Below are 14246 nucleotides of genomic sequence, written 5' to 3' on the forward strand. Positions count from 1 at the left end.
ACACCGGCACCCCGCCCGAGGAGGATATTTTCCCTCCCGCAGTCACCCCCGTGGCCCCCGGCATCGAACGGCGCTTCCGCGATCTGGTGAAGTTCATCAAGGCGCACCCCGCCTACAACCACGCCATCGGCGAGGCGCTCGGCATCGAGGGCGACGTGCAGAGCGGCCCGGACTTCAGCATCTTCAAGCCGGAGCTGAGGCTCATCAGGAGCGGCGGCCATGTCCTGGTAATCTGGGGCTGGCAGGGCCAGGCCGCCTTCCTCGACATGCTGGAGATTCATGTGGACCGGGGCGGCGGCTACCAACTGCTGACCTACGACACCACGCCGGATTATCTGGACACCACACCCGCCCCCACCCCGGCCGCCGTGTGGAAATACAAGGCCATCTACCGTGTCGGCGACCAGCGCGTCGGCCAGTGGAGCGACCTAGTCAGCATCACCGTCGGCGCATGAGCCGCCCCGCGCCGAGATTTGCCATGCCCGCCGCCACCCCGGCCTGCCGGTTCAGGTGACACCCAAAAAAACAAAAACGCAGCGCCCGGACACATCGACCGCAAAACCGGAAAAACAGGAGTGCTACATTCATCTCTTCTCACCCCCTCTGGGGCTGACGGCTTAGGAAGCGGCAGGCCGCCTGCCCGCAGCCGACGCCGCATTTTTCTGTCCGGGCCTCGCATTGTGCTTGGCTCGAAGCCTGCGCTTTCGTAGTATCACCTCAAGCACAATGTCTTGCCGTGCCTGACCTGCCACCCCATCTGCCATGAAGACTTCCCTTCTTTCCCACCATCAGGCACGTCGATGGATCGCGGGTGCGATCCTGCTGGCTGCGGGCTTGCCAGGGAACTCCAGGGCTGCGGATGACGAGCTTTATGTCTGGCTTGCGGGAAAGGTGGGTGCTTGGAGCAGCGACTGGTCTTGGGGTCTTCAGGGTGCGCCAGATCCTGGCAAGGCAGGGGCCTTGGAAGTCCAGTTCAATGTCGCTAACGCCGATTTAGAACCCGAGGAGTTGATCATCTCCGCCAATGACCTGCCGGGCACCAGCCGAGTGGAACGACTGTTCTGGCATCAAAATGGCGGAGGCCCGTCGGTCGTCGTCAACTGGCAGCTTGACGGGAACCCTCTGGATGTCAGAGAGATGATTCTGGAATGCTCGAAGCCTGAAGGTCTGAATGTTCATCTGCTGCCGGAGAAGCTGACGCTGTCCGACCCTGCGCACCACCGCCCCGCGATCATCGCACGGATCAGCGACGGAGGTTCTCCCAATCTCAAGGTCTCCACGGAAGTGGAACTGAAGGATTTGGTGTCCATCAACTGGATGCTGGATGAGGAAGGCCAGGTGGTGACGGGCACGCCGATGGTCGTCGAGTTCGACGGCGGCGTTAGTGGTATCGGCGGCATGTCCATTGCGAAGGATGCGACGGTGCTGTTGCGTGGTGAGAATAGCTTCGGGGGGTCTGTCATCGTGGACCAGGGAGCCATGCTGACCGTGACCAACAACAACGGGTTGGGAAGCCTGGCCACGGGAACCGAGGTGCGTGGCACGCTCATCTTTGACGCTGATGACGCGCAGGTGAGTGTGAATGAGTCGATCAACTTCATTGGCGAAACGCGGCAGGCGGCGGTGCTGCAAACTCACGGGGAACAGGTCCTGTTGCAGGGGGCTTTCACCATGCGTGATCTGGTCGGCGTCGAGGCGCTCGGCCCCGTGATTTTTTATGGGCCTGTGACTACTGAAACGGGACGCAAAACGGACCTCGTCATCAAAGGCACCAGCGCTCTGACGTTTGCAGGTGCTGGTTCCAACGATTTCGGCCTGGCAGGCACGGTCACGATCAAGAATGCCGAGGTGAAACTTGGCAAAAGTGGGCCTCTCGTGGCTCTCAATGGCAGGCTCGTATCGGTCGAAGGGGCGGATGCCAGGCTAACCTGGATTTCCTCAAACCAGATCGCGGATAGCACGAAGATCGGCTTGGTGGATGGAGGCACACTCGATCTGAGATCTGCGGGCGAGAACCAAAACGGATGGATTGTGGCGAGCGCTGGCAGCACCGGCGCCACCAACACGATCCGCATTGGCGATGGAGGCACACTGTCACTGCGGACGCAAGGCATTGAGGTGCTGCCAGAGGCCGGCTTGCTGGTGACGAGCGACGATACCTCGGGCAAGCTGAGCGCCTTCGAACCCGACGTGGTGCTGCACGTCCACGAGGAGGCGAGCCTTTCCATCACCGCCGACATGACGGCGGTGCCGGGCGGCAGCTTTGTCGTGGAAGGCACCGGAATGATGAGCATGGCGGGCTCAGGCGTTTTCAGCGCGCCCATCCGCAGCAGTTCCGCCACGATTTCTGCCAGCAATACGAGCGACTTATCCCAGCCGCCGATCACCATCGACGGCACCGCAAGGCTAAGCGGCGTGGGACGAGTGGGCGCGGTGAATGCCACCGGAACCAGCGAGATCGATCCCGGCCTCGGTTTGATTCGCGGGAAACTCACCTGTGGACCGCTGAGTCTGGCGTCTCGATTGCGGATCGATGTCGGCAACTTTCTCGGCGATGTCACTTATGACCAGCTCTCCGTCAAAGGGACGGTGAATCTCGCTTCGCCCACGCTTATGGTGAAGCAGGCCATCGGCTACCAGCCAGTGCTGGGCACGTCCTTCGTCATCATCGAGAACGATGGCACGGACGCAGTCACTGGCACCTTCGCCAATCTGCCGGAAGGCGCGACGCTGGAAGGCGGGCGTTTCCGCATCACTTACCGCGGCGGCACGGGCAATGATGTGGTGTTGTTCGCCGCGGCGCAGTCCACTGGGCTGACACGCACCTGGACGGGGAACTCCAGCACGCTGTGGAGCAATCCGAAGAACTGGACGCCCTTCGGCGCGCCGAGGAACGGGGACGCGCTGGTGTTCCCGGCCAACGCGACGCGGCGGACGAGCGTCAATGATATGAGCAATCTGGCGCTTGAGAAGGTGACCTTCAGCAAGGGCACCTTCAAGCTCACCGATACGACCTCGTATGTGGTGAGTGGGAATTCCGTGGCGCTGGCGGGCGGTATCGAGGTCGCGTCGGGCGCTCCGCCAGTGACTTGGGCGTTGTCGCTGGCGTTGACGGGGCCACAGACTTTCTCCACGGCGGCAGGAACGTCGCTGAAGTTCAAGGCCCCGACCATCGACACAAATGGGATGCCCCTGGCCTTTAGCGTGGCGGGGCAGTCGGAGATCCTGTGCTTCACACCGATCACCGAGGGCGCTGGTGCGCAGTTTGAAAAGACCGGCACGGGAACACTGACGTTGGAAGCCGCGAGCACGACGCGGGGAGAGCTGCACATCGCCGCTGGTGAGGTGATCGTGAGTCATGGCAACGGTCTCGGCAGGCCTGGGGACGGTGTCACCACGGTGGACGCGGGGGCCACGCTCACCATTGGCGGCTCGAACCTCACCATCAATGAGCCGATCAACCTCGCCGGTGTGCTGCGGGTGGCGAATGGCGCGGGCAGCCCGGTGCTCGGCGTGGGCGGCAAACTCACCTGCGCGGCGGGCGCGGAATTGCGGGTGGGCAATGTCGGCGTCACCCAACTGGGCCTGCTGAGCGAGATTTACGGCGATAACCTGCGAAAGACGGGCGTGGGCCGGGTGCTGCTGGCGGGCACGGGGACTCGGCAGCTCAAAGGTGGCATGACCATCGAAGGCGGCACGGTTGCGCTCAATGCCGGTGAACTGCCGGGCACGGTGACGGTGGGCAATGGCAGCGCCTCGGGCGAATTGGAGCTGAACACAGCGGCGAGCACGATCCCGCACACGCTCACGGTGAATCTCGGCAGCGCGGTGCGGATGAATGTGGCGGGTATCACGATCGGCTCCTTGACCTTGCAGGATGGGGCGATCACCGGCCTGCCGTGGAAACTGGACGGGCGGCTGACCGCGCTGGCCAGCCAGTTTGGCTCCGAGATTTTCGCGGATGTAGAGCTGCTGTCCGGCACCAGCGTTTGGTCAGTGGCGGATGGCCCTGCGGCGGTGGACCTGAAAGTGAACGCGAGCGTAGTCGAACCTATGAACACGAATAGCTCACTGCGTAAATGGGGGGTGGGCCGCGTGGACTTTCTGGGCAACAACGCTTCGACCACGGTGGAGAACAACCGTCCGGATAATCTGTCGATCATCCAGGGCACAGCCGTTTGGAACGGCTACACACCGACGATGCAAGTGTCGGTAACCAATGGTGTGACGTCTGGGGGGACGTTCGGGGGCAACGGCAATGTCGGCTCGGTGACAGGAACATTCAGAGGCGTCATCGCACCGGGAACTAGCCCCGGACAATTGCGCCTCGCTTCCCTCGAATTGGGCTACGGGAGCGGAACCCTCGCGTTGGAGTTGAACGGCACCACGGCTGGCACCTCTTATGATCAAGTCATCTGCACGGGCAACGGCAACAAGGTCGATCTGAGCAGCGGCATTCTGACAGTGACCGCAGGTTTCAACCCGCCTCCCGGCCAGGTCTTCAAGATCATTGATGTGCAAGGCACGGGACAGGCAGTGCCGTTCTTCAATCTGCCGGATGACAGCGTCTTCACCAGCGGCGGGCGGAACTATCAGATCAACTACGACGGCGGCGATGGCAATGACGTGACGCTGACCTATGTGCCCGCCGCGACCAACGTGACGCGCACCTGGGATGGCGGCGGCGGGGCGAACAACAACTGGAGCACGGCGGCGAACTGGGTGGGCGACACCGTGCCGCAGCCCGGTGACACACTGCTCTTCAACGACACCGCCCCGCCAGAGCGCCGCACGATGACGGCGGACATCCCCAACATGGTGGTGGATGCCATGACCTTCAGCGGCACGGCGGATTACATGCTCAGCGGAACGTCCGGCCTGATCGTGCTGCGTGAAATTCGCGACACTCACAATGGTGCCGACACCCTGATCAACGTGCCGCTCAGCCTGGGCGCGTCGGCCACCTTCGTCGTCACCGGCGCGGGCACGCGCCACCTGGTGCTGAATGGTGCCATCAATCTGCGCAATCACACTCTCACCGCGCGCAGTGAAACGGTGGGCCGTCGTGTGGAGATGAGCGGCAGCATCAGCGGCAATGGCTCTGTCATCATCAACGGCAGCGGCGAAGTGCGGCTCTCCGGCACGACCGGCAACATCTTCTATGGTGGACTCACGGTACAGAGCGGCACCGCCAAGCTGATGAAGTCTGGCGCGGCCATTGCAGCTTACGGGGACGTCGCGATCACGGGCGGCGTGCTCTCGACAGCGGGTGGCAGCAATCAAATTGGCGGCTCCGTGACCGTGCAAGGCCCCGGGCTGTTCGAGCCGGGGGTGAATGACGACATCCTTATGCTGCGCTTGATCGGTGGTGCGGTGAACACGGGCAGCAGCACGTTGACTCTGTTCGGGAATTTGATCGCGGAGGCATCGCCTGTGACTGCCACCATCAGCGGGATTATCGAACTTCGCTCAGGGAACCAGAAATGGCTGGTGGCCGATGGTCCGGCAGTGGTGGATTTGAGCATCCCGGCCACGATCATCGGCGCGGTCACCACCTTGGAGATTCAGGGCGGTGGCATGGTCTCTCTCACGGGGCCGCGTGATTACTCAGGGCCGACGAAGGTGACTCAGGCCACGCTGCTCACAGCCAATACTCACACGTCAGGAGGAAACTACACTGTGGCAGCGGGGCAGACGCTGCAAGGCACCGGCTCGATCCTTTCCACGATTCAACTGGCAGGCACGCTGAGTCCCGGCACGAGCCTGGGATCGTTGACCACGGGCAATCTGGAACTGCAGGACGGATCGACGCTGGCCCTGGAGATCAACACCAGCACGCTCGCCTGCGATCAGCTCCTGCCGGTCAATGTCGATGTGATGGCTGGAGCGCACGTGAACCTGGCGCTCTCCGATCTGGGGGCGAATGTGGCACTGCCGCTGGGCACCAAGTTCACGCTCGTGGACTACAGTGGCGTGTGGGATGACACGGACATCGTTTACTTCAACAACAGCCCGGTGCCCAACGGATCGACGATCGCACTCGGGGCCAATGTGTTCATCGTGGACTACTCCGATGACTCGCTTGGCGGCACGGCGATGACGCTCACCGTGGGCACGAACGGGCCTTTGCTGGTGGTGGAAAACAGCACTGGCCAAGTGCTCGCCAGCGGTAGCGCGACCATCGATGTAGGTGAAGTGCAAATGGGAGGCCCCATGGCAACCGCCACTCTGACCTTGCGAAACACAGGCATGGCGACGTTGCACGGCGGCGCGGGCCGGTCTGGTCCAGACTGGAATTTTTTCGAACTCGTTGGTGATGTTTACTCCATTCCGCCCTCCGGCACGCATACCCTGACCGTTAAACTCGTGCCACGGGCCATCGGCCCGGTGACGGCGACTCTGATCGTAAACTCCAACGATGCGGCGCATACTCCCTTCCTCATCACGCTCACCGGTGCCGTCACTCAGCCGGAGATCTCGGTGGAGCAGCCTCTGCTTAACATTCTTGGAGCCGCTGGATCATTCATAGGCAGAGACCTCGGCACCCTGCTGCCAGGGACATCATCGGTCCCGATGTCCTTTACCATCCGTAACGTGGGTTTCCATCCGCTCACAGGTCTGGCGGTGACCGTGGACGGAGCGAACGCGGCAGACTTCGCCGCCACCGCGCCCCTGGCTGCCTCGCTGGCAGCAGGTGGCACCACAACCTTCACGGTGACTTTCACCCCTTCTGCGACGGGCTCGCGCTCGGCCGTTCTGCACATCTTCAGCAATGACTTGGATGAGAACCCCTTCGACATCCAGCTCTCCGGTTTGGGGGCTTCGCCCGAAGTCGCGGTGGATATGCCATTTAACAAACCGCTCACCAGCGGGGTCAGCGTGTTCGATTTCAAGCGCGTGGGAGTGGGGAACTCCGTTGAATTCGAGGCCCGGATCAAGAACACCGGCACCAGTTCGTTGACCCTGGGCACACCTGCGCTCTCCGGCACCAATGCGGATGCTTTCATCATCTCGGCATCCATCCTTCCCACCACGCTGGCACCCTCGGCATCAACGACTTTTCGAGTGAAGTTTCGCCCCTTGGTTCCGGTAGCGCACAATGTCACGCTGAGCATCCCCACCAATGATGCGGACGAGAATCCCTTCACCTTTGGCCTGACCGGCCTGGGTGCGGTGCTCAATGGTCCCATGACCTTGAGCGCAACGACGATCACCGAAGGTCTTTCGGCAGGCACGGGCGTGGGCCTGCTGTCGATCGCGGATGCATTACCAGGCATGGCTTTGCGTTATAGCTTGGTCACCGGGGCTGGCTCGACGGACAACGCGCTGTTTCGAATCGAGGACGATGAACTGGTCGCGGCGGTAAAGCTGGATGCGGAGGAGCAGCCAACGCGCAGCGTGCGCATTCAGGCAAGGGATGCCGACAACGTGGGGATCATCGCCATCTTCACCATCACGGTGAACGACGTGCGCACCGAGGATGCCGATGGCGACGGGCTGACGGAGGCGTTTGAAGAGGACGTGCTCGGCACCAGCGACACGGACGCCGACTTTGATGATGATGGTCTGAGCGATGGGACGGAACTCGCGTTTGGCTCTGATCCCAAGCGTGCTCCCGCGACAAGCGCTTTCTCGATCAACTCCAATGAGGCCGTTCCCTTACCAAATGAGGGTGCCGCCGAGGAACTGCCAGAGATCGTCACCATGTCCCTCTCCGGCTCCAGCGTGGAGTTTGGAGCACCGGGCGGGACGGCGGTGGGAACGTTCAGCCTATCCACGGGGGATTTGTCAGGCGTGACTTTCAGTCTGACGAGTGGCAACGGTGACAACGAGAATGACTTTTTTGTGATTGATGGCACAACGCTGCGCACCGCGCCCTCGATGCTGATCTTCACAGGTGCCACGGCCTCCGTGCGGGTGCGCGCGACGAAGGGTATCGGGCAGTTCGAGCAGGTCTTCACGCTGACCGTCCAGCAGAAGAAGCCGGACACGCTGGTGCTGCCGGTGCCGCCGCCAGATGATATTCCTGCCTTTGGTGTGCGCCTGGGGGCCAGCGTGGCGACGGATGGGGTGCGCACGGTGCTGGGAGCCTCCAGCGATGACACTCGTGGCTATGCCGTGGGGGTAGCGAAGGTCTTCGACAACGCGACGATGCAACTGCTCCATGTGCTCAAGCATCCCACCATCGCCGATCACACGGGGTTCGGTTATGCCGTGGCGATTGATGGCGACTGGGTGGTGGTGGGTTGCGAATCGTCAGCCTCCGTCTTCGTGTTCGACCTCGGCAGCGACACGCCGGAGGAGCCCGCTTACGTGCTGTCCTCGCCCTTCCCGGATGGGAATGAAAACTTCGGGAACGCAGTGGCTGTGTCGGGAAATCGCGTGGTGGTCGGCGAAAGCCAGGACGATGTCGGCGGCATCGTCGCCGCTGGCAGCGCTTTTGTTTACGATCTCGCAGGAGCGACGCCGACCGTTCCGCTTCATCGACTCACCAAGCCGGTGCCGGCGGCCAGTGATTTCTTCGGCAACTCGGTGTCGATCCACGGGACGCAAGTGATCGTCGGTGCGCCGGGCGATGATGCGGGAGCCACGGACAGTGGCGCGCTTTTCAAATTCGATCTCAGTTCTGCCACGCCGCTGACGCCGGTGGCGGTGATGCCCAATCCCAACCCCAACAACGGTGACATGTTCGGCATGAACGTGAGCATCGCCTCGGATGGCCGGGTGGCGGCAGGCTGCCCGTATGACGACACCTTCGGCACGGACAAGGGGATCGTGTTCCTGTTCGCCTCGGACGGGACACTGGCCGCACTCGTTCTGAATACTGCCCCCTCGGTGCTGAGTTACTTCGGCCAGTCCGTTTCCCTTTCGACCACGCGGCTCGCCGTGGCGTCAGGCGGCAGCGTTCTGGAGCCAAATGATGGCAGCGTGGTGCTCTACGACGCTACAGAAACATTGCCGACGCCGCTGGAAGTTTTGGTTCATCCCGACATCGAGTCCAATCTGAATGGTGGTGCGCCTGACTTCGCCCATGTAGTGGCGCTTGGCGGTGACAGCCTGGTCGTCGGCACCCCCAAGGGCGACAGCGGCGCGCAGGACGCTGGCGGTGCTTGGCTGTATGATGTCGAATCCACTTCGGCGGCCCTCATTGGAGAACTGCATCACCCGAGCCCGACCAGTGATGATGGCTTCGGCGGCGGCATCGCGTCGGTGAACAACAACAGCGGCGTGGCGATCTCTGGCACCCGGATGGTGGTGGCGGCTCCGGGGAACCAGCGCGCTTACCTCTATGACTTCGCCTCGGAGTTGCCGGACAAGCCGGTGCTCACCTTGAGCAGTCCGGTGGCGGATGCAGGGGGCACCTACCCTAACCGCTACGGGCGATCCGTCGCCATCGACGGTCCCTTGGTCGTGGTGGGCTCAGAGGATGTGCCCACCGCAGGTCGGCGTGGTGTGGTTTATGTCTATGACTTGACGAGCGCGAGTCCACAAATCCCGGCCTTCACGCTGCCAAACCCGGCAGCGGGCTACACGAATGAATACGCGGCATCCGTGGCCATCTCCGGCAGCCGCGTCGTGGTGGGCAGCATGATGTCGCCCTTGGGCGGCGGTGCCATTGGCGGGCGCGTGTTTGTGTATGACCTCACGAGTGCCACGCCCACCGTGCCCGTGGCGACATTGCAAAGTCCCGCCGGGATGAACGAAGACCTGTTCGGCAATGATGTGGCGATCAGTGGCAACCGCATCGCCGTGGGTGCTTACTTCGACCCGCCCTCATCATCGCCGCCTCCGCCGGGCCGGGTGTATATCTATGACTGGAGCGGGCCAACGCCGATGCTCCAGCACACGATCATCAATCCCACGCCCGTCAGCGGGCCGACCGAATACTTTGGAGAGAACATCGCACTCTCCGGCGCGCGCCTCCTCGTGGGCGCGCGGAAGGAGCAATCCTCATCAACCACACGCGGCGCGGCCTATCTCTACGATCTCGACGGTGCCAGCCCGACCACGCCCTTGCTCACGCTGAACAATTCCTCTGGCGATCTCACGTCCACGTTCGGAGCCGCTGTCGCCATCGACGGCACCATGGCTGCGGTCAGCGATGTGGTCTCGCAGACATCGGCCAGGCTGAACCGCGTCCATCTCTACGACCTTGCCAGCGCGACGCCGACGGTGCCGGTGAAGACGCTATTCAATCCGCAGCCCTCCGTCGCGGAGGCAAACTACAATGACGGGTTTGGCGAATCGGTGGCCATCGCCGGCAGCCTCATGGCGGTGGGCGCGGAGTATTCGTCCGTTGAAGCCGCTCACAAAGGCTATGTCTGGGTTTACGGCCCCAAGCCTGCGAATACCGCGCCGGTGCTGACGCTGAACGGAGCGAACCTGCTGACCTATGAGGCGCGCGCCACTTACACCGATCCCGGCGCGACGGCGACCGATGCCGAAGATGGCACCCTCACGCCGGTGATGACGGCTGACACGGTCGTGCCGAATGTGCCCGGCACCTACGCGGTGACGTGGTCGGTGACAGACTCCATCGGTGCCGGCACCACCAAGACGCGCACCGTGAGAGTGATCCCTAACTTGCCTCCCACGCTTCACGCGCCGACGGGCGGCTTCGTTCCGCTCGCCTTGCGCGAAGGCGATGCTCTGCCGAACTACGCCGCGCTGGCCGTTGCAAACGACAACTCCGGCTCTGTCACCGTGACGCAATCCATCGCGCCAGGCACGGTTTTGCCACCGGGCACGCACACGATCACTCTCACCGCCACGGACGGCGCTGGCAATCAGACGACGCTGAGTTTCACCATCACCGTCAGCAGCACTCCCACGACCGGCATCATCTCTGACGGTTTCCCGCTGAACCCGCAGAGCATGTGGTGGCACAATGAGTTCACCGCGCACCCGACCAATGGCTGGCTGTATGGCGGATGCGCGCGCGGCGGCCAGTTTGGCAACGGCATGATCTTCCGCGTGAACTCGGTGGGCGACTACGAAACGCTGGTCCACTTCACCAACAACGGCAGCCGGAACAAAGGCAAGGGACCCGGCGGACGATTGACGCTGGGAACTGACGGCAATTTCTACGGCACCACGGGTGAAGGCGGCGCGAACGCCAAGGGCACCATCTTCAAGATGACGCCGGCAGGTGAACTCACCACGCTGGTACACTTCACGGGCACTACCGGTGCTTTCATCGGCACGGAGCCGACAGGGGGCGTGATCCAGGGACTGGACGGCAACTTCTACGGCACCACGAAAACGGGCGGTTCATCGAACTACGGCACCGTCTTCAAGATCACACTAGCGGGCGAGTTCAACTCGCTGGTGTCATTCACTGACTTGAGCGGACCGAACCTCGGCTCGTTTCCGAACGGCGCGCTAGCTTTGGACTCCAACGGCGATCTGTATGGCACCACCGTATGGGGCGGCGCGAACGGCAAAGGCACGCTTTTTAAGGTCACCACCGGAGGCGCGCTCACCACGCTGGTCAATTTCACCGGCACTGACGGAGCGAATCGCGGCGAGCAACCCCACGGCAGTCTCACGCTCGGCAATGATGGCAACTTCTACGGCATGACGGCCGCTGGAGGCACGAACAACGTGGGCACGGTGTTCAAGATGACGTCTGCTGGCGCGCTCACGACGCTCGTGGACTTCACGAACAACGGCGGCACGAACAAAGGTGCCTACCCGTATGCTGATCTCACGCCTGGCAACGATGGCAATTTCTATGGCATGACCAGCGATGGCGGCGTGGACAACAAAGGAACCATCTTCAGAGTGACGCCTGCGGGTGTGCTCACCACGCTCGTGAACTTCACTGGCAACGGCAGCACCAACAAGGGCGCGTATCCGAAGGGCTCGCTCGGCCTCGGCCCGGATGGCAATTTCTACAGCATGACGATGGAAGGCGGTGCGCAGGACAAGGGCACGGTCTTCAAAGTCACGCCTGCTGGAGAGCTGACCACCCTTTTGGAATCCACCACCTTCTATCGCGGCGGCACGGAGCGTGGCGACTCTCCACGCGGGGCTTTGTGCCCCGGTCCCGATGGCAGTCTCTACGGGACGACCGAACGCGGCGGCAATTCAGACTTCGGCACCATCTTCAAAATGGATGCGTTCGGCAATCGCACCACGCTGGTGCATTTCACCGGCGTCTCCGGTGCCAATCGCGGTGCCCGTCCGCAAACCGGGCTCATGCTTGCCAGCGACGGGAACTTATACGGATCCACAACCGAAGGGGGTGCCAACGACATGGGCACGCTCTTCAGGCTCACACCCGCCGGTGTGCATACCACGCTGGTGGACTTCACTGGCAATGGTGCGACCAACAAAGGCGCGTGGTGCTCCACCAGGCTCGTGCAAGGAGCAGACGGCCATCTTTACGGCATGGGCAACGGCGGTGGCGCAGGCGACTACGGCACGATCTTCCGTATGACGCTGGCTGGCGAACTGACCACACTGATCGAGTTCACCCGCGTGGGCGGCAGCAGTCCCGGCGCGTGGCCCATCGGGGCGCTGACGCTCGGTGCCGATGGAACCTTCTATGGCATGACCAACTCCGGCGGGACCAACGACAAAGGAACCATCTTCAAGTTCACCACCGACGGCGTGATGACCGTGCTGGTCAATTTTGACCTGAACGGCTCCGGCCAGAATCGTGGTGGCTGGCCTTGGGGCGGACTGGCCTTCGGTCCCGATGGCGCGCTCTATGGCATGACGAATTACGGCGGCTTGAACAACTTCGGCACCATCTTCAGGATGACCACTGGCGGCAGCATCACGACGCTCGCGGACTTCGCCGGCACTACTGGCACGGCGCGCGGTTCTTATCCGGTGGGCACACTGATCACGGCGCCCGATGGTTTCATCTACGGCGCGGCGAACAGCGGCGGCACCTATGGCATGGGCACGTTGTTCAAAATGACGACCGGTGGCGCGATCACCATGCTGGTGGATTTCAAAGGAGCAGGCAGCGGCATCGAAAGCGGCGGCTGGCCCTTTATGGATGATTTTACGCTCGGCACCGATGGCCAGCTCTACGGCATGACCACCGTCGGCGGCCGCCAGGGGGGCGGCATGGTGTATCGCATCGAAATGCCGGTGCCGGACATCGCTGTGAGCGGCAACGGCCAAAACATCGCCAACAACGACAGCACGCCGTCTGCGACGGATCACACGGATTTCGGTCAGATACCTGTGGCCTCCGGCAGCATCACGCGCAGCCTCACCATCGCAAACACCGGCGGCCTTGATCTCATTCTCGGCACCGTGAGCATCACGGGCGCGAACGCGGGTGATTTTACTGTGAGCACCGCACCAGCCGCCACTGTCATCGTCGGAGGCAGCACCACGCTGGGCATCACCTTTGATCCCACTGCCGCCGGCTCACGCACCGCGGAGGTCCGTTTCAGCACCAACGACAGCGATGAAACCCCCTTCACCTTCGTCATCACCGGCACGGGCAACTCACCGCCGACCTTTGCGGGCATGACGATCGGAGCGGTGCAGGGAGTGCCGATGAGGACCAACGATGCACAGATCATCTCCTTCGCCTCGGACATTGACGATCAGACGCTGAACGTCACGGATCTATCCGCCCTCAGCGCGCATGGGGCGATCCTCACACGCAACGGCGGCGCGATCACCTACACAGCACCACCCGCATTCACCGGCGCGGACACTTTCTCCCTGACTCTCAGCGATGGATTCGCCACCACGCCCGGCACCATCACCGTAAATGTGTACGCCGACTCCGGGATCAGGCCTGCCATCGCGCTCCGTTTGACAAATCTGGCAGGTCAGGGAACCCGGCTGGGCATGTCAGGCAGACCCGGCCTCACCTATGGCGTCCTGCGTTCCACGAACCTGATCCAGTGGACGCAGATCGCCATCCCGATGGCCGGGCCTGACGGAAAGCTACAGTATGAAGATCCCGCACCGCCGCAGCCCAGCGCCTTCTACCGCATCATCTTCCCAGCGGAGGCATCACCGTAGCGGCCATAGCTCCCTCCAGGATTCCAGGCACGTTCCATCACCAGACGGGCGTGTGAAAAATTTCACGCCGCCTGTAATCGGCGTGGAGCAGTCTCGAAGAAGCGCGGTGAAGACATGTCATCGCACCCACACATCAACGGCTCTTCGGCTCCTCATCCCACCCATTCGGGTAATGGTGGCCTTCCACGGCCCCGTCTAATGGCCTGGATGGAAATCAGCGCGGATGGAGATGCCCCCAGTGACCA

General features: G+C 62.5%; 1 protein-coding gene and 1 pseudogene. Both read left to right on the top strand.

Annotated elements, in window-relative coordinates; all coding sequences use genetic code 11:
• A pseudogene (locus IAE77_RS27925) lies at positions 1 to 455 on the top strand (hypothetical protein); the annotation flags it as partial.
• Positions 456 to 762: 307 nt separating this feature from the next.
• Positions 763 to 14001 carry a choice-of-anchor tandem repeat GloVer-containing protein gene (locus IAE77_RS27930; protein WP_294234159.1) on the top strand — a complete coding sequence of 4413 codons (13239 nt, stop codon included), beginning with the start codon at positions 763 to 765 and terminating at the stop codon, positions 13999 to 14001.
• Positions 14002 to 14246: the final 245 nt, after the last annotated feature.

This window comes from Prosthecobacter sp. (assembly GCF_014879935.1).
GTDB lineage: Bacteria > Verrucomicrobiota > Verrucomicrobiia > Verrucomicrobiales > Verrucomicrobiaceae > Prosthecobacter.

Coding starts and splice junctions, on each gene's coding strand:
- IAE77_RS27930 (WP_294234159.1), top strand. CDS start 763: ATGAAGACTTCCCTTCTTTCCCACCATCAGGCACGTCGATGGATCGCG.